Here is a 23,804-nt window from a genome sequence, read left to right as displayed (position 1 = left end):
TGTAGCGTGTTCTTAAATATTCTACCTTTTAATAAATAACCATCCTTTAAACGGCGTTGTCTGTCCCGATTTCTCTCTTCTTAAGATCAGGTAATAATAAGTACCTTCATTCAACTGACTACCATCCCAGTTATTGGTATAGTTATCGGAGCGGAACACCTCATTTCCCCATCTGTTAAAGATCGTTACCTGCGTACCCGGATAATTCTCCAGACCTTTCACTTTAAAAGTATCGTTGCTACTATCACCATTTGGTGTAATGATATTTGGAATGATAAAATCAGCATTTTCAACTGTGGTTGCCACCGTATTACTGCTTATTTCTGCGGTAGCTGCGGTAGCCAGTATTCTTGCCGTATTCTCCAGTTTCCCGGTAAAGGATTTAGAGACAGTACCAGTAATGGTCAGCACAATTTTATTTGCTGTTCCTGCCGGCAGATCTGCAACCAGCTCTACACGACCACCAGAACCAGTACCACCGGAAACAATCTTAGCTGTACCTGCTGTCTCCGTAGTCCATTTTATATTCAGAACGTCCGAAGGTACCAAATCCGTAACGGTAATATGATCCGCATTACTTAGCGACGGATTTATGACTTCAACCACATAAGTGATCTGCTCACCGGATTTCAATTGTGCCGGACCCGTTTTGCTGATACTCAGTGTTGGTGTTTTACTAACTACGGTTTCTACCGGAGGCGTCACTACCGGCGGATTGCCCGGTTCAGCAGGTTTTGCAGTGGCGATATTGCTCAGCGCACCTGCGAAACCAGCATTTACGGTACCTGTCACGGTAATGGTTATTTTATTACCGCCACCTGCTGCGATATCTCCTGTTACTGCCACCACATTACCCGTTCCGGTTGCACCGGCGGATACTGCAGCAGTTCCATTCGTATTGGTAGTCCATTTCACATTGGTAATTTCCGCAGGCACGTTATCGGTAATCAACGTCCCTTTGGCATTACTTAGTCCTGTATTTCCAACTTCAATCACATAAGTAATATTTGCACCTGCACTGATGGTAGCCGGACCAGTTTTCTTAATGGTAAGCGATGGTTTTGCATCGACAACTGTGATCACCGGAGGCGTCACTACTGCTGGATTACCTGGTTCTACAGGGGTCACCGTAGCCGTGTTACTCAATGAACCCGGATAAGCAGCATCTATTTTTCCGCTCAGGTTGATCACGATACCATCACCAGCACCTGCAGGAATTGTAGCCGTTACGCTTAGCGCATTTCCTGTTCCGGTTGATCCGTTACTGATCGATGCTGCTCCATTCGCGACAGCCGTCCAGGTTACCCCGGTTAACTGTGCAGGAACCACATCCTTGATCACTGCATTTTGCGCAGTACCCGGACCATTGTTAACCACCGTAATCTGGTAATTCATCAGGCCGCCTGCGGTCACTGTTGAAGCCCCTGTTTTAGTGATTTTCAGCGCAGAAAGACTCGTTACCGTTGTACTCACCTGCGCATTAACCACCGGTTTAGCAGGATCTGCAGACGTCAATATTGCTTTATTAACTAGTATTCCAGCATAAGCAGGATTTACCTTACCGCTGATGTTCACCAGAATGCTGCCATTTGCCGGAACATTAGCGGTCAACACTACTGCATTCACATTACCTGTAGCCCCTGAGCTGATGGTTGCGCCAGCAGTCAAACTCGTAGTCCAGGAAACATTCGTTACCGCAGGATCTACTATATCCGAAACTTTAACACCTATCGCATCTGATGGTCCGTCATTTTTAATCGTCAGCGTATAGCTGATGGCTTCTCCTGAGTTTAAAGTACCAGGACCGCTTTTCGCCAGACTTAAACTTGCATTATTGACAATTGCTGTCGTTACCGTATTAGAAGGAACCGATGGATTACCCGGCTCAGCAGGCTTAATTGTTGCCGTATTGCTGATATTTCCGGCGGCAGTCCCTCCAGGAACCAACCCGCTGATATTTACGGTAATGGTGCCATTTCCAGCTGGAAGATTCGCTTTTAGCAACAGCGCATTGCCTTGTCCGCTTGCACCTGAACTGATGACAGCTGCACCAGCAACACTGGTTGTCCAGCGCACATTGGTCAATTGAGCAGGAATCGCATCAGAAATCTCCGCATTTACTGCATTACCCGGACCAGCATTATTAATGGTCAGTGTATAATTCACAGTTTTACCAGCTTCAATACTATTCGGTCCTGTTTTCACAATTTTCAGTGCCGATTTATTCAACACATTCGTGGTTACTGGTGGAGAAGTTACCGCCGGATTACCCGGTTCTGAAGGCGTCACATCAGCGGAATTTATAATTTTCCCGCTGAAACCGGCATCGATCGTACCATTGATTGTAATCGTTACCTCCGCATTGATCCCTGCAGGAACATCCGCATTTACGGCTACTGTATTTCCTGTTCCGCTAGCTCCGGAGTTGATCTTCGCATTGCCTGCAGCAGTGGCCGTCCAGCTTACCGCTTTTATTCCTGCCGGCACCACATCTATGATCTGTGCCTGACTAGCGTTACTCAATCCATTGTTACGTACTTTGATCGTATAAGTGATCGCAGATCCGGAAAGTCCATCCTGAGGGCCAGCCTTACTGATCGTTAATCCGGAAACGGAACTGATCACTGTTTTCAATTCACTGGTATTGTTAGCCATGTTAAAGTCTACAATACTTACCGGTAAGGTCACCGCAGCGATGTTGCTGATATTTCCAGAAGGCACATTGGCATTCACCGTACCATTCACGGTAATCAACACATAATTGGCTGCACCAACCGGCACATCTCCATTCACCAGTACTGCATTGGTAGTACCGGTAGTTGGTCCATTCACGCTCGCATTACCCACTGCCTGTGCAGTCCAGCTGAGCTGACCGATTTCCAAAGGAACATTGTCTTTAATCGTCAATCCAACGACATCTCTTGGTCCCTGGTTCGTTACTTTAATCGTATAAGTAATCGGAGCTCCTGAAATCACAGCTTGTGGACCAGATTTCTCTATCTTAACATCTGTAGACTGATTCACCGCAGTAACCACCGAGCTTTTACGTTCTCCGTTGGCAGTTACCGTCACCGTATTTGTAAACACGGCATTGGCAGTAGTCTTAACCGTACCTTTCAGCACGATCAACACGGTCGTATTCGGATTACCATCCGCAGGAATATCTGCTGAAGTCAATACGGAATTGCTCGTGCCTTGAGCAGCTCCAGTCAGCGTTGCCCCGCCTGTTGCGGTAGCTAACCAGCTGGTTACTGCTACATCATTAGGTACCGGATCAGCAATCATTGCATTGACAATATTTCCTGCACCACCGTTTCTAATGACAATCGTATACTCAATCGGATCGCCAATATTTACGGTTGCCGGGCCACTTTTCGATACTTTAAGCACTGGATCATTGTTGATTATTGTTGGTACCGTACTGGTATTTGAACCCAGATCCGGATCAATGATCAGGCTGCCTGCAGGGAAATAAGCGGTTGCCGTATTTGTGAACACTGTTTTATCTAAATTATTTGCTTTTACTTTTCCAAGGATATTGATCTCAATGACACCGGTTCCTGAAGGAATTCCTCCCAGCAGACTGATATTGCCGGTTCCTGAAGGCTGGCTTAAACTAGCTCCACCTTGAAGCATACTGGTCCAGGTTGCCCCATCTTCCAGATTTGTCGGAATCATATCATTAATCAACACACCAACAGCATCACTTGGCCCATCATTCACGATGCGCAAGGTATAAGTCATCATTTCTCCAACCGCAATATCTGCAGGTCCTGATTTCGTGATTCTCACATTCGCGACCTTACTGATGGCAGTCGTTACTGTACTGCTTGCCGGCGTTGGATCTGTCACTCCTGCTTCTGGCGTAGCCGTTGCAGTATTGATCAAACTCGTACCTGCAAAATTCGCGTTCACTTTTCCAGTCACCACAATCTGCACGTTTGCATTGCCTGCAGGGATTGCTGCGGTCACATTGACATTACCTGTTCCGCTGGCCGGACCACTGATGACCGCACCATTCTGGCCGGTTGCAGTCCAGTTCTGAACGGTAAAACCAACCGGCAGATTGTCTGTAATAGTTGCAGCAGTCACATTACCTGGACCTGCATTTTTCACATTAATGGTATAACTGATGTCTGAACCTGCAACCACAGCGGCAGGTCCTGTTTTCGTGAGCTGCAGGTCTGCCGTTTTAACCACAGCCGTTGTTACTTCTTCAGAAGGTACCGGCGGATTTCCTGGTTCTGCAGGAGTAGCGGTAAAGCTATTTTTCAATGTTGATCCGGTATAACCCGGGCTCACCAGTCCATTGATCAACACGGTGACTGAATTGCCCGCTCCTGCTGGAATATTCACACTTGCGTTCAGCGTATTTCCAGTACCTGTACCATTTGCAGCAACACTTGCACTGCCGGTAACAGTAGTTGTCCAGCTGACATTGGTAATTCCCGCAGGAACCACATCACTGATCGCCAGATTAACCGCATCACCCGGTCCATCATTATAAACCTGTAAGGTATAATTGATGTTTTCACCGGCGGCGATGACAGCTGCTGCAGATTTCACTGCCCTGATGGCCACTTTATGGTCTACCATAGTGGTAATGGTATTGGAAGTTACCGGAGGATTACCAGGTTCCGAAGGCGTAGCAATGGCCACGTTTGTCAGTGTTCCGGCAGCAGCCGAGGCTGGTACCTTTCCGGTAATGGTCACTAAAATCTGGTTGGCAGCACCGGCAGGAATATCTCCTGTCAGCTGTACATTATTGCCAGTACCATTTGCACCTGTTAATACTGAAGCCGTTCCTTGCGTGGCCACCGACCAGGTTACCCCGGTTAATCCGGCAGGCACTGCATCAGTGATACTCAGGTTACGTGCATCAGAAGGACCGTTATTTCCTGCCAGCAAGGTGTAAGTAACCGACTGACCTGCTGAAATCTGTGATGGTCCTGTTTTAACCAGGCTAACCGAAGATGCAGATTTCAAAGTAGTGGTTACTGTTGAGCTTGCAGGCACTGTTCCATCTTCCGAAGGAGTAATCGTTGCTTTATTCACCAGATCTGCTGTTGCAGAAGGGCTAACCGTTCCTTTAACCGTCACCAATATCGTATTGGCTGCACCTGCAGGAACGTGTACATTCATAGATAAATTATTCGTATTTCCAGTTGCACCACTCACTATACCCGCCGCTCCATTTGCCATTGCAGTCCAGGTTACCCCGGTAATATTTGCAGGGATGGCATCGGTAATGGTGGCATTGCTAGCATTGGCTTTTCCGGTATTGCTGATGCTCAGGGTGTAAATAATTTCCTGACCCGCAGCAATATTAGCCGGACCGTTTTTGGCGATGGCCAATACCGGCGTTTTGCTCACAATCGTGGTAGCTGAGGCATTTACCGAAACCGTATTTGGCTCTGATGGTCTCGCCACCGCAGTATTGCTCAGGTTACCATTGTACGAAGGATCTACTGTTCCTCTTACCGTAATGGTGATCAGGTTAGCTGCACCAGTAGGAATATCGCCGTTTAAGATCAGCGCATTGCCAGTACCTGTAGCACCTGTAGTGATCACCGCAGCGCCCGAAGCGACACTTGTCCAGCTCACATTGCTTAATAGCGTAGGTACCGCATCTGTAATGGCTAACGCAGTTGCATTACTCAAGCCGGTATTTCCTGCAACAATTGTATACGTAATTTCCGATCCGGAGATGACCGCAGCAGGGCCTGTTTTAACCAGCGTAATACCTGGTTTGGCATCCACTGAAGTTTCTACCGGCGGCGTAATTACATTCGGGAAATTAATTAATGGCACTGCAATACTGGCCACATTTTCCAGTTTTCCAGAGAAAGCAGGGTTCACCGTTCCTTTTAGGGTAATCGTGATTTTATTATTGACATTACCTGCCGGAATATTGGCGGTCAGTGCCATAAAATTGCCTGTTCCTGTACCACCGCTAAGAATCGATGCCGTTCCTCCAGAAAGCGAAGTCCAGCTTACATTCTGTAATGCGGCAGGTACATCATCCACTATCGTTACCCCTGAAGCATTACTCAATCCATTGTTTACCGCAGTAATGATATAAGTAACCTCAGCTCCTGCCGTAGCCGTAGGCTGTCCGGTTTTAGTGATCACCACAATTGGTTTCTGATCTACATTCGTTTCTACAGGGTTACTGTTTACCGGAACAATACCAGGTTCTGAAGGCGTTGCAACGGCCATATTGACCAATTTACCTTGCGCTTCAGGATTGATTGTTCCGCTAATGCTGATGCTGATCTTATTGGCCGCACCAGCAGGAATATTTGCATTTAACACCACATTTCCAGTACCAGAACCTGCCCCGTTAATTGTGCTGGTTCCTCCTGTACTGGCTGTCCAGCTGACACCGGTAATTGCCGGATCAATCTGATCGGTAATGTTCAGGTTCTTCGCATTACTCAAACCGGTATTGCTAACCTCTACGACATAAGTGATGGCTCCACCGGCAGTGGCCGATGCAGGACCTGTTTTATGGACTACAATTACTGGAACCTGGTTCACTACCGTTTCTACTGGCGGGGTTACCACTGGTGGAATACCTGGTTCTGCTGGTGTGGCCGTAGCCGTATTGCTCAGCGTACCTGCAAATGGAGGATCTACGGTACCTGTGATGTTAATTGTAATTTTATTAGCGGCACCAGCTGGAATGTTTCCTTTAACCAGGACCGCATTTCCAGTACCTTGATTACCGCTGATAATGCTGCCGGCACCAGCGATACTGCTGGTCCAGCTTACATTTTTAATATTTGAATTTACCGCATCCGAGATTTCCAGGTTACTGGCATCACTCAATCCGGTATTATTGGCTTCAATCGTATAGCTGATTTGTCCACCAGCGGTAACCGTTGCCGAACCTGTTTTGCTGATATTGATTTCAGGCTGTTTCGTCACTACCGTTTCTACTGGCGGTGTCACCAATGGTGGATTGCCTGGATCTGCTGGAGTCACCGTGGCAGTATTGCTTAACGTACCTGCATAAGAGGCCAGGATCGTTCCGGTTACTTCAATCACGATTTCATTCTGCTGTCCTGCAGGGATGTTCGCTTTCACACGTAAAGTGTTGCCAGTTCCCTGAGCACCTTCTGTGATGATGGCTGCTCCTAATCCAGCAGCTGTCCAGCTTACGTTTTGCAGCTGCACTGGAATCGCATCGGTAATCAAGGCATTCAGCGCAGTACTCGGTCCATTATTGATCACCTTAATCTGGTAAGTCATCACCTGACCGGCAACTGCAGTATTGACTGCACTTTTACCAATCTGTAAATTGGTTAGCTTGCTCACCTGTGTGACTGCCACCGCATTTACAGGCAATTCGCCCGCTTCCTGTGGAGTCAGTACCGCAGTATTCGTTAAGGTACCTGCAAATAATGGATCTACTGTTCCTTTCACATTGACCAGGATCGTTCCATTTAATGGCACATCAGCAGTTAAATCTATCTGATTTCCAGATCCTGCCGCACCATTGGTAATTAACGTACCACCGGCAACAGCACTTGTCCAGGAAACATTTTTGATGTCTGCAGGAACCGCATCTGTTAACCTCGTGGCGGTAGAATTTGAAGGACCTATATTCTTAATAGCCAGTGTATAAGTGATATTTTCTCCGGCATTTAAGGTTGGAGGACCTGATTTTGTTAAACTCAGTGTTACATCTTTCACAATTCCTGTGGTCACCTCATTAGAAGTCACCGGTGGATTGTTTGGATCAGGAACCGCTGGCGCTACCCTTGCCGTATTGCTTACGCCTGACAACTGGCTGTTTGCCGGAACATCCGCCAGGATCGTCACGACAAGGTTTCCTGAACCTGCTAAGAAATTAGCAGTCAGCGATACCGGATTTACATTTCCGGTTGCACCTGAAGTTACCACCGCACCTGTAGTGGCAGCCGTAGTCCAGCGTACATTTGTCAAGCCTGCAGGAATCTGATCTGTGATGACCATCCCTACTGCATTACTTGGTCCTGCATTGCTAACCAATAACTGGTACTGTACTGTTGTTCCTGCAGCCACACTTGACGGCCCTGTTTTCACTATGCTCATTACCGTTTTACTCGTCACGGCAGTCGTTACATTTTGTGAGGTTACCGGAGGATTTCCTGGTTCAGCAGGCGTCGCTACTGCATTGTTTACCAATGGGCCCGCAAAAGCAGGATCAATCGTTCCTTTGACTACAATGGCCACTTCATTTCCTGCACTTGCAGGAATATTCGCGGTTAGTGTCACCAGGTTATTTGCTCCAGCAGTACCTGTTGCGCCTGCTGAAATCGTTGCAGCTCCAACCAGACTAGAAGTCCAGGTCACATTTTTAACGTTTGCAGGAACGGCATCGGTAATTACTGTACCAACTGCATTACTTGGTCCTGCATTCGTGACGATAATCGTGTAGCTGATTTCTGATCCGGCGACTGCATCTGCAGGTCCCATCTTACGTACCGACAAGCCAGATTTTGAAGCCACCGTAGTGGAAGCAGTACTGGTATTATTCGTCGAGTTAAAATCAGAGACGCCTGCTGGAAGCGTCAGGATTGCCGTATTGTTTATCGCAGTCAGATTCGTAGCTGGATCAACAGTCCCCTTCACATTAACTAAAATGTAATTGGCAGGATCCGCATCTATTGAGGCGGTAGTTTGAATACCATTTGTATTTCCACTAGCTGCACCAGTAATCGTTGCCGTTCCGAAAGCCGTAGCCGTCCAGCTTACATTTTTAATAACCGAAGGGATTACATCCGAGATGCCCAGACCGGCCACATTAACCGGACCGTCATTACCTACTTTTATCTGGTAAGTAATTGGCGAACCAGCAAGAATACTCTGTGGTCCATTTTTCTCGATGTACACATCTGTTGAAGCATTTAAAGCAGTCAACACAGCACTTTCTTTAATGCCATTTGCTTCCACCGAAACGGTATTGGTAAAGGTAGCTTCGGCTGTCGTTTTCACAATCCCCTGAATGGTCACTCTAATCACCGAAGGAGGACTACCTGCAATTGTAGATGGAATATCACCATAAGTAATCACCGTATTACTCGTTCCGGAAACCGTCCCATTGAACGAGCCCTCCAGGAAGGCGCCATTTGAAGCCACAGCTGTCCAACTGTTCACGGAAACAGAATTAGGCACCACATCAGTAATGGAAGCATCAGTGATATTGCTCAATCCATTATTTTTAATTTCTATAACATACGTAATCGGATCACCGATATTGATCTTACTCGGCCCGCTTTTCGATACGGCTAAATTCGTTTCTACCACCACAGCAGTAGTCACAGAACTTGTATTAGAACCCAGATCAGGATCTGTAACCGAATTATTAGGTAAAAGCGCAGTGGCTGTATTTACAAAAGCTCCTGTCGCTCCCGGGCTCACAGTCCCCTTAATCGTCACTTCTACTACCCCGGTTTTGGAAGGAATATCAGCGCTAAAGGCTACATTCCCATTTCCAATGACCGCGTTGTTTGCTGCACCACCGTTTAAGGCTGCACCGGTTAAAGCCTGAGCCGTCCAGCTCACATTAGTCACCGGAGAACCTGGAAGAATTCCAGAGAACAGATCTCTGATCACAACTCCTGGTGCGAAACTAGGTCCATCATTTACTATTCTTAACGTATAGGTAATTGGTTCACCGGCAGTAATATTTGCAGGGCCAGATTTCACAATTCTCACATTGGCAGAGCGGCTGATCGCGGTTACCACCGTACTTATTGCCGGTGTTGGGTCTATGACCCCTGCTTCCGGAGTAGCAGTGGCAGTATTAGTCAGCAGGCTTCCTGTAAAACCAGGATTAATTGTTCCGCTGACATTGATCGTTACCGTTCCTGAGTTCGCAGGAATTGACGCTAATACATTGATATTATTTGTCGACCCTGAAGCCGGGTTGGTATTGATCACCGCACCATTTTGAGCGGTAGCCGTCCAGGTTACTCCTGTAATTCCTGCAGGAACCACATCCACAATACTCGCATTCGCGGTATTAGATGGCCCTGCATTGTTCACTGTGATGGTATAATTAATGGTTCTACCTGCAATTGCTGCTGCCGGACCTGTTTTTGAAATCTGCAGGTCTGCGGTTTTATTGATAAGGGTAGTGGTGGTATTTGAATTTACAGTAGGATTTCCTGGTTCCAAAGGATCCACAGTAAAGGTATTCACCAATTGTGTTCCGGTAAAATCAGGATCTACTTTACCTGTAATCGTCACTAAAATCACATTGGCGTTTCCTGCCGGAATATTGGCGCGGAGACTCAATGAGCTTCCTGAACCTGTTCCGCCAGAAACTATCGATGCAGTTCCTGTGCCAGTTGTACTCCAATTGATGTTGGTGATACCAGCAGGCAGCTGATCTGAGATCAATAAATTCTGCGCATCACTAGGTCCTGTATTTTTTACTTCTAAAGTATAAGAGATGTTCTCCCCTGCCGAAAGTACCGCGGTTGCAGACTTCACAGCAGCGATGGTCACCTTTTTATTAATGGTGGTCGTAATCGTATTTGAATTTACCGGAGGCACACCAGGTTCCGATGGGCTCGCTTTAGCCACATTGCTAAAAGTAGTTGCCGTAGTATTTGAAGGCACCAAACCAGTGATGGTCACCAGGATTCTATTTCCTGTACCAGCAGCAATGTTTCCGATTACGGTTACACTGCTACCTGTACCACTTGCTCCGGTGGTTATTGCGGCGGTACCTTCTGATACTGCAGTCCAGGTCACATTGGTTAATGGAACTGGAACGGCATCGGTAATGTTCAGGTTAGTTGCATCTGAAGGACCAGCGTTACCTGCTATCAGGGTATAAGTCACCGTTTGTCCGGCAGCGATCTGCGAAGGACCAGATTTAGAAATCGTGATACCAGGAACCGACTGTAAAGTAGTGGTCACCGTAGAGCTGGCGGGATTAGCACCAGCTTCTGATGGGGTTACCGTAGCTGTATTCACTAATGACCCTGTTGCCGCCGGATTCACATTACCCTGGATATTTACCCTGATGATGTTGTTGATGCCTGCCGGGATGTTTGCATTGAAACTTAACGCATTGGTATTTCCTGTAGCCGTACCTACAATCGCCGCAGATCCCGCTGCATCGGCTGTTGCCGTCCAGGTGACATTAGAAATTCCTACCGGAATCGCGTCTGTAATTGTTGCATTGGTTGCATCCGCAGTTCCGGTATTGTTAATAGTTAAGGTATAATTGATTTGCTGACCCGCAGAAATCGTAGCAGGGCCTGTTTTTTGAATGGCCAGTACCGGTGTTTTATTAACCGTAGTGGTACTCGTTGCCGATTTGGCCACCGTACCCGGTTCAGCTGGAGTAGCGGTTGCCGTATTGCTCAATGTGCCACCAAATGACGAAGCCACCTTACCTTTTACCGTTAGGGTAATGGTATTAGCACCTGCCGGAAGACCAGCATTCAGACTGATTGCGTTTCCGCTTCCGGTAGCAGTACCATTGATCAGGCCTGCACCTCCGGCTATTGCCGACCAGGTGACACCAGTAACCGTTGCCGGCACCTGATCAGTAATCACCAATGCTTTCGCATCCGAGGCACTCAAATTATTTACGATAATCGTATAAGTAATATTTTGTCCGGCCACTAAGGTTGCAGGGCTGGTTTTGGTAATGCTCAGTTCCGGCGTCCGTGTTGCAGTAGTGGTTACGGAAGAACTTACCGGTGTTGCTGCACTTTCTGTAGGTGTAGCTGTGGCGGTATTTAAGATACTGCCGCTAAAGGAAGGATCAACCGTTCCTCTAACTGTCAGGATAATTTTATTGGCTGCTCCTGCCGGGATATCCCCCGTTACAGAAAGGTTGTTTCCAATTCCTGTTGCCCCAGGATCAATCCCTGCTGTTCCTCCAATTGTAGCAGTCCAGGTTACATCCTTGATGCTTGCCGGTACGATATCCGCTATCACTAAATCAACTGCGTCTGAAGTACCGGTATTGGCTACGGTAATGGTATAAGTGATCTGGTTGCCGGAGGTAATGGTTGCCGGACCAGTTTTCATAATACTTAAAGCTGGCTGTCTGATCGCCTGACCTGTACTGGTTGCTGATTCCGCTACCGTTCCAGGCTCTGCCGGGGTCGCTGTTGCTGTATTTGCCAAACTGCCGGAAAATGCAGGGCTTAAAGTTCCGCTGACATTGATGATTATTTTATTGGCTGCACCTGCAGGAAGATCTCCGGTTACACTAATCGCGTTAGCGGTTCCGTTTCCTGTACCTACAACCGCTGCTGTACCTTGTGTACTGGTACTCCAGGTCACATTGCTCAGGTCGGCAGGCACTGCGTCGGTAATGACTAAAGCTTTCGCATCTGCGGTACTGGTATTACTTACGGTAATGGTATAGTTTACCTGTTGTCCGGCAATTAAAGTTGCCGCACCGGTTTTGGTGATCGTTAATACTGGTGTACGACTCACCTGCGTCAGTACTGTGGAACTGGATGGCTGACCGCCAGCTTCTGATGGCGTAGCGGTTGCCGTATTGCTGATACTTCCGCTAAATGACGGATCAACCGTACCGTTGATGGTTACTAAAATCGCATTGGCCGTTCCTGTAGGTATATTTCCGTTCAGAATAATTGAATTACCTGTACCATTGTTTCCACCGATAATTGTAGCAGTACCCTGAACCGTTGCGTTCCAGCTTACTGTTTTTATATTCGCAGGAACCGCATCTGTGATACTTGCATTTAAAGCATCACTCAGTCCGTTGTTTGTAATTTTCAAAGTATAAGAAACCGGACTTCCTGCCTGGGCATTGGATGGTCCGTTTTTCAACATCGTTAATCCTGATACGCGGGAAAGGGTAGTCACCACGGTATTAGAATTTACCGGCGGAACCGCTTCTACCGGAGTTGCCGTTGCGGTATTGCTGAAACTTCCGGTAGCGGAAGGCAATACTGTTCCGGTCACATTGATCACAATCGTATTGCCTGAGCCCCCTGGAATAGTAGCTACAAAGCTGATGTTGTTTCCCGTATTACTGGCAGCACCGTTAAAGGTTGCTGTGCCGGTTTTACTCAGCGTCCAGTTCACATTGTTAATCTGTGCCGGAATAAGGTCTTTAATGGCTGTACCAATGGCATCACTGGTACTCGTATTTTTAATGATGATTTTATAAGCAATGGCATCACCTGCAATCACATTGGCAGGTCCGTCCTTTTCAATGGATAACACCGGTTTCCTATCCACCGGACTGGTTACCGTAGAAGTAGCGCCATCAGGATCGGGTATAACCGGAGAAGTTACGGTAGCCGTATTCACCAGACTGCCGGAATAATTGGCCGCAACCGTACCAGTCACATCCACTGTAATGCTGTTTCCAGCGCCAAAGGCGATATTACCAGTTACATTGACTGCATTACCGGCAGAAGTATTCTGAGTAACCGCAGCCGTTCCGGATGCATTGGCACTAATTGCCAACACAGAAATGTCGGCAGGAACATTGTCCAGCAATTTTAAACCGGTTGCATCACTTGGGCCGTTATTGGTGGCCACAATGCGGTAAGCAATTGCTTGTCCGGCAACAAATGGCCCCGGAGTAACTACTGATTTCGTCACTTTAATATCTGCTAATCTGGTATAAGTAAGCAGTACTTCATCAGCAGAAGGATTACAGGTTCCGTTAGATACCGTCCAGATTAAAGTGGCCGTAGTTCCCGGTGCCAGCATAACCAATGTATTTGCTGCATTTGGTGTGGCAATCGTTGCGGTACTTCCAGCTTTAACGGTCCATACTCCCGTTCCGGAAGTTGGTACATTGGCATTCATCATGAATGCGCCGCTATTGTATTGGGTAATATCAGGACCTGCATTTGCAGTGCTTGGATTGTCAAAATTAGTCAGGACAACATTAGTTACCGAAGGTGGGCAAATGCCATTACTGATGGTCCAGGAAAGTGTTGCTGTTTTTCCTTTAGCAACCTTTACAGTGGTATTTGCCTGATTAATATTGGCAATCACCGCTTGTCCAGATACAACTGCCCATACACCAGTACCTAAAATCGGCACATTTCCATTTAACTGGAATAAATCTATAGCACATTGTTGTTGGTTAGGACCTGCAACTGAAGGATCAGGTGCAAAATCTATAGTAATGGTAATCGGGGGACTGACCGAGGTACATGAACCAGAAGTCACCGTCCTACGGAACAGGCTGGTCACCGGTACTATACCCGGACTTAAATTAATGGTATTACCACCTGCTACCGTCCATGTATTTCCTCCATCCCTACTTTTATGCCAATCATACACATAAGTACCATTCCCACCTGTAGGGATCGTACCTGTAATCACACCAGGATCCGCTGGCCCACAAAAAGTGCTGACTACAGGCGTAGTCAGCGCATTTCCGGAAATTGCCGGGGTCACCGTAACTGTAACAGCAGAAGTACTTACCGGTCCGCATCCAGAAGCAGCAGAAATCACCGTTCTGCGGTAATACGTGGTTTGACGAATTGGACTGCTTACCGTATAGTTAATTTGTGTTGCACCTGGAATATCCGCAAAACCAGCAGTCGCACTGGTTGTGCTGCTTTGCCATTGATACCCATAAATCTGATCTCCGCCCGTAGCAGGTGTAAGTTCATTGAAGGTAGCTGGCATAGCCGATTCACAATAGGCTTGATTTGCACCAATTGTTCCAGCAGTTAATACTGGATTCACCGTAAATTTAATGGCGTTACTAATGTTAGCAACTGTACAAGATCCTGATGAGGCCAGACGGCGATACCAGGTGGTCACACTAATGCTTAATGGATCGAAATTGGCTGCATTTGCAGCTGCTCCGGCAATATTAGTATAATTTGAATTATCTGTACTGGATTGCCATTGATAAGTTGGTGTTCCATTTCCACCAAGAGGTGTAGAGCCAGTCATTAATCCCGGATCACCTGTACCACAAAGAGACAGGCTGACCGGAGGAACAATCGTATTTAAACTGATGGCAGGCTGAACTGTAATCGTGACTACATTACTGGTATTTAAGCAGGATCCACCAGTAACGTTTCTGCGGTATGCAGTAGTTGCTGTTAATGCTGCAGGCGTATAATTTGCCTGATTATTCGTACCGGTTGCGGCTGTCCATGCCGCACCATTTACACTTTGCTCCCAATTATAAGTATAGGTTCCTGATCCACCGGTAACCGCCCCTCCCTGCAAGACTGCAGGTGTAGCACCGGAACAAATCGTTTGATCTGCAGTAATTGTATTGCCGGCTATCAAAGGTTGAACCACTACATTAATGGTGGTCATTGGCCCTTCGCAGGTACCATTACTGGAGGTCACATAATAACTTGTTGTACCTGCTGTAGCCGTTGATGGCGTAAGCGCAGTTGTACTTCCCATCCCTCCTACCGGAACCGTATACCATTTCAGATTAGTACCTGTCGCGGTTAGCGGGCTTGCGGTTGCACCTAAACAATAGTTTACGGTAGCCGCAGCCGGAGTTGGTGCTGTTGGAATAGCATAAGTAAGCACCGAAGCCGTGTTGTTTGAAAGGTCTGTATCTCCTATATAGGATAATAATGCGGTATTCGTCCATGGTCCTCCTGTTGAAGGCCCTGAAACTTTTATGGAAATTGAAGGGTAAGCAAAACCAGAGGCCAATGGTTCTCCCAAGGTTCTCGTAAAATTATAAGTACCAGCTGACAATCCAACTGTCCAGCCTGCTCCGGTAGGTGTTCCTATTACTGAAAATCCCGCTGGAGGGGTATACCTCACACTGACCAGACCAACCGTTGGCGTAGCCCCCTGATTGGTCACCGTGTAATTAAATGTGTTGCCACCAGGAACATAACAGGTATTGTCTACGAGACCTGAAATTGCAACATCAACACTCTGCCTCAATACGTTTGTGGAAACCGTATAATAATTATTTGTTAAATCCGTATCCGTAATTCCCGTTTGCGAGGGATCGACCCCCACAGAGTTTTTCAGAATACTATTGTTGTACTGACTATTGATCGTTCCTTTTATCGTAAAACTACTGGTTGAGTTTGCCGACATATTTAAGGAAGCATTGAAAGGGTTGGTTCCTCCTGCTACGACCGTACCATTGGTGTACCCGGGAGCCGTATTTCCAACATTTCCATTATTATTGAATGTAATGCTATTGATCGTAAAATCTGCCGCGGTAAGAATGGCATTATTAGAATTCCTAATCGTATCTGCCAATTTCAAATTGGCAATTCCAGCTGGAGTAGAATTGGTTACATTGATGGTATACGTCAGGTCCTGACCCGAAATTGCACTTGATTTATCTACGGCTTTATCTACCCTTACCCCACCTGGGGTGGTAATAATTACATTTCTTACCTCATGATTGTTTACTGAACCACCCGTTGAACCTGCAAAACCCAATTTCAAGTTTGCCGGAGGCACCGTGGCCATGGTATAAGGCCCTAAAATCGTTGCAAAATTACCAGTTAAAGTGGTTTTCATCTTCACCGTAATCTGGTATTGACCTCCTGCAACAGGAATAATTTCTAATTGCACCCTTCTATAAAATACAGTAGGGTCTGGCCTTGCAGTTCCTGCAGTCGGGTAATCTACGCCACCAGGCACCACCGCGCTCGTCAGATATTTATAGTTTTCTGCTTCAGAACCCCTCATAGAGATTCTATCCGGCCATAAAGTACCGGTATTGGTAGTTACCCCTCCGGTTCTCCCCTCTCCTGGATTGGAGAAATTCCCATACTCATCCAAACCAATCCCCACATAACCTCCAACTACACCGGCATGGTCATTTGCACCACCAGTATTGATTGGAGCATACCCAAGAGAACCTCCCTTACCGCCAATAGAATTGGGTTTTGCAGCATCATAAAGAAATACGGAAAAACCATCCGCTGCTCCAAGATTAACTACTGATCTACGCCAATCTGTATATTCAAAATCGACTAAAACCCCTAATGTAGAAGGGAAAGATTGATTTACATATCCAAATCCTACTTTGTTTGTGGAATCGGGTGTCAGTCGCAACCAACCATTACCTACCGGATCTTCCTTTCCGGAAGTCAGTTTAGCATTACCACCAATGGTGATATTACCTGTAGAATTACCTTTAAAGTTTTCCGTAATGGTAAACTGTGCCTTTCCCTGAATTGCAAGGAGCACAAAGATCATCAGAGCTGTAAAATATTTCCAGACTTTTGGCTTAATGGAATGAACATCGGCTCCCCTGCTAAATGGCAGACAAAGCTGGTTAAGCAAAAAAAAGAAGGTTTCTTTTGAAAAGTTGTAACATGAGTTTTTAGGAGAGTTCGGGCTCCCCTGTGGTGGTAAAAGTGTACTCATATGAAAGTATATAATAAATAAAGGTATTCTACGTTGCGCAACGGTTTGTTGTACCGAGCCCAATACAATTCACGTTCCACTATGCCAGAATCTTCCACACCTCATTTCAAAGGTCTTACCCGTTTAATATTGTCTACAATTCACAAAAAAATGTCATTTTGAACACTTAACTATATATTAGTATCTATTTTTCAAACAAATTTCATCTAAGTTATCATATAAACAAATAAAGATAAAGACTAGTAAATTTTTACACAATAGCCAATAAAACCCTTTAAAGGCTGATTTTTCAACAAAAAAAGCCCTGTGGAAATTTAATTTCCCACAGGGCTTAACCCGAAATATGACGTTTTAGTTAACTGGTTTTTCAGTTGGCTCAGTCACTCTTGGACCTCTTTTATAGATCACAAGACCATTTAAAAAGTTTCTCAGAATCTGATCACCACAAGGTTTGAAATTTGGGTGGTCATCACTCCTAAAGAAGGAACCAAGCTCACTTTTAGTGATTTTGAAGTTCACCAATTCCATAATTTTGATGATATCATCATTTGTTAGTTCCAGCGCGACGCGCAATTTCTTAAAAATATCGTTATTGCTCATTATTTTGAACTTTATGTATTAAATTCAGATCAATATTAATTGTTTCGATTTACATCGCAACTTCAATCTTCACCTTTTTGTTTTTAATTTTCTCGTTAGTTAAAGCAGCAAGCACTCTACCTACCATGTTTCTTTTTACCGCCACATAAGAAGCCGTATCTTTTACTTCAATCAGACCAACATCGTCCTTTTCAAGGCCACCTTTTTTCAATAATAAACCGACAATATCAATCTTGTTGACCTTATCTTTTTTACCTGCAGCGATGTATAATGTTTGCCACTGGCTATCCTTAGGAAGCGCAAAGCTACCTTTTAGGTTTTCCGTTTCGATATCTGCTTTCAGGAAAGGGTATTTCTCATCATCAGCAATGACCAGGTAAGCGGTACCTTTTGCATTCATACGAGCTGTACGTCCGTTGCGGTGTAAAAATGCATCTTCCGTATATGGCAATTGGTAATGAATGATGTATTCCACCTCTGGAATATCCAGACCACGGGAAGCAAGATCCGTTGTAATTAAGATTTTAATACTTCCATTTCTGAATTTTAGCAAGGCGCGCTCACGCTCATCCTGCTCCATGCCACCATGGAAAATATCGTGTGCCAAATCTTTGTCGATCAGTAAATCACTGATCCTGTCTACCGTTTCTCTGTGGTTACAAAAAATTAAGGTTGTTTTATTTCCGATCTTACAGATCAGTTGAAACAAGGTATCCAATTTATCTGCTGCGGTGGTTAACACCTTTTTCAGCTTCAAATCAGGTGCTACCTTAACATCTTTCAGGAAATCTATTTCCACCGGCTTTTTTACGCCTGTAAAATCAGGAATCTGTTCCATTGCCGTAGCAGAAGTCAGGATTCTTTGTTTTAGAGAAAGTAATTTCGCGATGATATAAGCCATATCTTGTTGGAAACCAAATTCCAGCGCCTTGTCAAACTCGTCCAGCACCAAAGTGTGGATCGGAGATTCATCAAAATTCTCATGACGCAAATGATAGGCTATTCTTCCCGGTGTGCCGATTAATACCGCCGGTGGTTCTTCTAAATTATTTCGTTCTGTTTTAACAGGGTGCCCCCCGTAACAGCAGTTCACTTTAAAACCAGTCCCCATCTGCTTGAATACCTGCTCAATCTGTAAAGCAAGTTCGCGAGAAGGTACCAGTACTAAAGCCTGCACTCCTTTTACATCTGCATTGAGGTTTTTCAATAGAGGAAACAAAAAGCCTAATGTCTTACCAGAACCTGTAGGCGCCAATAAAACCACGTCACTTCCTTTTCCGGTCGCCGCAAGTGATGCCTGCTGCATCTCGTTCAAAGAAGTAATTTTTAATTTCTCCAGTATCTTTTCTACCATAATGGCACAAAGATAAGGGAATTAAGCCAGTAACGTCAGGGGGAAATGTCGGGAAATATAAAATTCAGGTTAAAATTTCAAATATTTACGCCTCAGATGCTTCATAGAGCTGTTCATCTTCCGGTCCAGAATCATCAACATCTTTCCACGCTTGTAAATCCAGGAGGTCATTTTATGATTTGCCTTTTTTAAAGGTTCGTATACCTGTTCTTCTATTTTCTCCTGGTAATCATAAGGAGCCAAGCTTTGTTGTAATAAATAAAACTCATTAATCAATTCTGCTTTCATAATGCTTATATTTAGATAAATAGCCTATTCTTCTCTCGATAAGAACCTGTTCTACTATAAGAAACGGGCCTTGGGGAAGAATTATTATAACAAACACGAAGAAAAAGGGTTTTCATTTTCTGGCATTGGCATCCGGTTTTACCAATATTGGATTCCTTTATTACAGCGATTGGACTCCAGGTAAAAAGCCGGTAACGCGCTGCAAAAAGAATTTAGCTAACTGCAAAAACACCATCCACTCATTATTAACTCTTTATTAAAAAAATACAACCTGTTGAAAACTAAGTATTTGTTGACAATTAAACCACATTAAATTAATGGTTTTTTAATTTAATCCGGGTATTTTTAAGAAACCTGAATACGGGTTGTTTACTCTAACACCAAATAACGTATGACCTGGAAGAAATTTAGCGGCGAGGTGATTCACTCGTCCATTTTAGAAGAAGTAGAACAAGCCATCATCAGGGAGACCGAAAAAGGGTTCCACCTCAAGGTCTGTATCGGTACAGACTCACAGGTAAAAGGGCCGCTGACTGATTTTGCGACGGTAATCGTCCTGTTAAGGGAAAACCACGGAGGTTTCATGTACATCCATCAGGAGAAAACGCCACAAAAAATGAGCATTAAGGAAAGAATGCTGGTAGAAGTACAAAAATCTATTGAAACCGCTTATGCTGTCTGCGATTTACTGGATTTGTATGATGTGGATCTGGAAGTCCATGCAGACATCAACACCAATCCGATGTTTAAGTCGAACAAGGCTTTAAATGAAGCAATGGGCTATATCCTGAGTATGGGATTTATTTTTAAAGCAAAGCCTGAGGCTTTTGCCAGCTCCACCTGCGCCGATAAAATGGTACACTAATTACCATTTTTGATCTTTTGTACGCTGTACCGGAACCGCTTTAGCGGTAGGAACAGTTATTGCCTCATCCAGCAACATAGCACGCTTAAATTTATCAGCAAATAACTTTGCTTCTTTAGCGGTTACTTTGAGGTAAGATTCCCATTCTGCTGCATTTAATTTCCCTGGTTTTTGTTCTAAAGGAGTCCCTATTGGTGTAGCAGGGACGAAATTTCCATAACGATCACGCTGGTATGGAATAAAGCTGAAATCTGTCAGCCAAAAACGATACTTGCCATCTTTAAAATCAAGATACAACTGATAACGGACTTCCCCCGATGGACGGGTCAATACAAAGGCCGTTTTGTTGATGATTAGTTTTCCTTTCCCAGTCCACAGAGAATCTTGTGCCGACAGCTGAATTTTTGGCGCTACAAGACTTTTAAAATAAGCTTTTGCACATTGTTTTAACTCCTCTGCAGTCTTGTCTTTCCTGGAGACAACTTCGTAATAAATGTATTTTCCCCTTTCATCAAATGACAGCAGAGGTTCTTCCTTCTGTGTTTGCTGTTCATTTTGTTTTTGCAGCACCTTCTGTTCTGATTTCTGCAATCCTTGCTGGTCCTGTGCAAAAGCACCGGAAAATCCGACAAAACACCATAAGCACGCCATACATAATTTCATAAGCATCTATTTAAAGGAAGAAGGCTGTTTAAAACAGCATGCAAATTGCAAAATTCTGATCTAAACAACCTCCTCCTGTATTTATTTAACGAAGACTAAAAAGCATAAACCGCGGCCAAAGAAAACTGAGAAGCATTCTTAGAAGGATTAAGGTTCTTTTTCACAAACATAGCTGAGGATCCATCGTCAAACCGAACCTCGGGAATAAATGTCAATCCGCCGGCTTTCACATTTGCAGAAAGCGTGACTGCGAGAATGTTTTCATCGCTGTCCTCCCCCGTCCCTTTCCAATTAAAATACTCGCCCCTTAATCCTAAAGAAAAAGCAGAAGTAAATGCATTTTGCGCATACAATGCGCCGCCACTATATCCACCGCCATCATGAGTTACAGAATAATCTGCGGCATTCAAACCCAGTTTCACCTTTTCTGTCACCTGATAGGAAGTGGTTAAATCCAGTATAGTTCCTGTACCTGGTGCTCCCGCAGATTTCCCCGACAATACATTTAGGTAAGCCGTCCAGCCTTCAACAGGACTAACGGTTAACTGTCCGCCAACATGAGACACCCCATTCAGGTCTTTATACACATTCCAATCATTAAATAACCCTAACATCAGGCTCACTTTACTGGAGAAGGCATAACTCCCTTTGATCCCTGCATTCTGAAATGGTCCGCTGGTAAACAGGTACGAAGTAGAATAATTGTAATTTCCTGTCGGAGAAATCACTTCATAGCCAATAAAGGTTCCCATATATCCGGCAGTTACAGTAAACTTATCCGTAAAGGCATAGGCAGCATATAGATTTTGAATGTGAAAGGAATTGTCGTCAGTTCCATCTCCATTGATCAGGGATTGATATTGTCCTCGTGGTCCAAAAGACAACTCCCCTACAAATGAAGCTTTTCCTGTTGTTTTCTTTAGCGCCAGATCTATCATCCCTAAGGAGATAGAATTCTGGTCGCCCGCAAAGCTGGTTCCGATATTAGGTTGTTTCGCAAAATCATACTTATAATAGGTATCGACAGATCCGGAAATCTGCAAAGGTGCTTCCTGAGCGTAAGAAAAGGAAGCGAAGGACAGTGATGCAGTGGTGAAAATTGATCTTAGTTTCATAGTTTGGTTGGTTTGAGGTATAGAATCAATAATGGGTTAAAGCATTTGTACAGGGGTATTATAACATAGGCAAAATTGTTTTTTCAGGGATGTTCTTTTAGAAGCCTTTAGGGCTTCTAAATTTGGTTTAGCAATTAATCAACATGGTCGATTTCTAAGCCTGTTGCGGCAACGATTAAAGTACCCTGGAAATATTTCTCGTCATGCTGACTAGCATCCAGACCAGCTTCTTCTTCCTCAGAAGTCACACGGATTGGCTGAATGACATTGATGAATTTGAAGATTAAGAAAGAAACCACGAAACTGAAAAGGGCTACGATAAGTACGCCTTTCAACTGGATAAAGAAGAATGTTGGATTTCCATAAAGCAAACCATCTACACCCGCTGCATTTACAGTTTTCGTCGCAAATACACCCGTCAACAACATTCCAACGATACCACCTACACCATGACAAGGGAATACATCAAGTGTATCATCTAAGCTGGTTTTTGATTTCCAGACTACGGCAAGATTAGAAACTACCGCAGCAGCAGCACCGATGAAGATACTGGAAGGGATACTCACAAATCCCGCACCTGGCGTGATCGCGACCAATCCTACTACCGCACCAATACAGAAACCTAGTACTGACGGTTTTTTACCTCTGGCTACATCGAAGAACATCCATGACAAACCTGCTGCACCGGCAGCGATATTAGTCGTTGCAAAAGCAGATACCGCAAGACTGTTTGCTCCCAATGCAGAACCAGCGTTAAAGCCAAACCAGCCGAACCAAAGTAATCCGGTACCGATTAATACATAAGGAATATTTGCAGGAGGAACTTCCTGATGATCCTGGTGACTTCTTCTTCTTTTCAATACAAGTGCTCCTGCCAAAGCAGCCATTCCCGCAGAAATGTGGACTACTGTACCACCTGCAAAGTCAAGCACCCCCATTTTAAACAGGATGCCTTCCGGATGCCATGTCCAATGCGCCAATGGAGAATACACGAAAAGTGCAAACAAGACAATAAATAAGATATATGAAGTGAAACGAATACGCTCTGCAACCGCACCAACTACCAGCCCGGGAGTAATGATGGCAAACATCAATTGAAAAAGCGCGAATAAGGTTAATGGAATAGTTGGTGCCAGGCTCCATGATGGTCCGGAGTTTACACCCTGAAAGAACAAATAGGTCAGTGGATTTCCGATTAATCCGTTGATGCTTTCTCCAAAGGCCAGACTAAAGCTCACGGTTACCCATAAAACACTGATCACACCTGCGGCAACGACACTCTTAATCATCGTAGAAAGAACATTTTTACGATGAACCATACCTCCATAGAAGAAAGCAAGACCTGGAGTCATCAAAAATACCAGGGCGGTAGCCACTAAAATGAATGCAATGTCGGAAGTATTGTACTTTCCCTCGTCAAAGTTCGGATGAAGGGGTACAAAAAGGGCTAAAATTGCAATTATTGCTAAAACTGCAAAAGGTCCCACCTGTTTTAATAAAGTCTTGGCCATGATTTCTCTGTTTTTAAAATTTATAATTGGTTTTTCTCTGATTATTCCATAAAATTAGTGAATAATTAGAATTT

Annotated in this window: 8 protein-coding genes; 1 reads left to right on the top strand and 7 read right to left on the bottom strand. The window is 44.9% G+C overall.

Features of this window, described 5'->3' with window-relative positions; genetic code table 11:
- Positions 1–21: 21 nt before the first annotated feature.
- From OQX61_RS06985 to OQX61_RS06970, 4 genes are all read right to left on the bottom strand, one after another.
- Complete coding sequence (locus OQX61_RS06985) at positions 22–17,334, bottom strand: gliding motility-associated C-terminal domain-containing protein (RefSeq protein WP_265840924.1); 17,313 nt, start codon at positions 17,332–17,334, stop codon at positions 22–24.
- Between the two features lie 351 nt (positions 17,335–17,685).
- Positions 17,686–17,934, bottom strand: a complete 249-nt coding sequence (locus tag OQX61_RS06980) for a DUF1456 family protein (protein WP_265840923.1) — start codon at positions 17,932–17,934, stop codon at positions 17,686–17,688.
- 49 nt (positions 17,935–17,983) lie between these two features.
- Positions 17,984–19,288: a DEAD/DEAH box helicase gene (locus OQX61_RS06975; protein WP_265840922.1), complete on the bottom strand. Its 1,305-nt coding sequence runs from the start codon at positions 19,286–19,288 to the stop codon at positions 17,984–17,986.
- Between the two features lie 69 nt (positions 19,289–19,357).
- The gene (locus OQX61_RS06970; protein WP_265840921.1) at positions 19,358–19,576 is read right to left on the bottom strand and encodes a hypothetical protein; all 219 of its coding nucleotides are present in this window, start codon (positions 19,574–19,576) and stop codon (positions 19,358–19,360) included.
- 391 nt (positions 19,577–19,967) lie between these two features.
- Here OQX61_RS06970 and OQX61_RS06965 point away from each other — a divergent pair, with 391 nt between their 5' ends.
- Positions 19,968–20,441 (top strand): ribonuclease H-like YkuK family protein, encoded by a 474-nt coding sequence (locus OQX61_RS06965; protein WP_265840920.1) that lies wholly within the window; start codon positions 19,968–19,970, stop codon positions 20,439–20,441.
- On the opposite strand, the gene OQX61_RS06960 is transcribed toward OQX61_RS06965, so the two are convergent.
- The 3 genes from OQX61_RS06960 to OQX61_RS06950 form a co-directional block, all read right to left on the bottom strand.
- On the bottom strand, positions 20,442–21,104 hold the full coding sequence (locus OQX61_RS06960; RefSeq protein ID WP_265840919.1) for a DUF4468 domain-containing protein: 663 nt from the start codon (positions 21,102–21,104) through the stop codon (positions 20,442–20,444). It abuts the gene before it with no gap.
- Between the two features lie 95 nt (positions 21,105–21,199).
- Complete coding sequence (locus tag OQX61_RS06955) at positions 21,200–22,219, bottom strand: outer membrane beta-barrel protein (protein ID WP_265840918.1); 1,020 nt, start codon at positions 22,217–22,219, stop codon at positions 21,200–21,202.
- Positions 22,220–22,353: 134 nt separating this feature from the next.
- Positions 22,354–23,730, bottom strand: a complete 1,377-nt coding sequence (locus tag OQX61_RS06950; RefSeq protein WP_265840917.1) for an ammonium transporter — start codon at positions 23,728–23,730, stop codon at positions 22,354–22,356.
- Between the last annotated feature and the right edge of the window lie 74 nt (positions 23,731–23,804).

This window comes from Pedobacter sp. PLR (assembly GCF_026239675.1).
Classification (GTDB): Bacteria; Bacteroidota; Bacteroidia; order Sphingobacteriales; family Sphingobacteriaceae; genus Pedobacter.
Note: the sequence above shows the minus strand (reverse complement) of the source record. Positions and strands in the feature narration are given on the sequence as shown.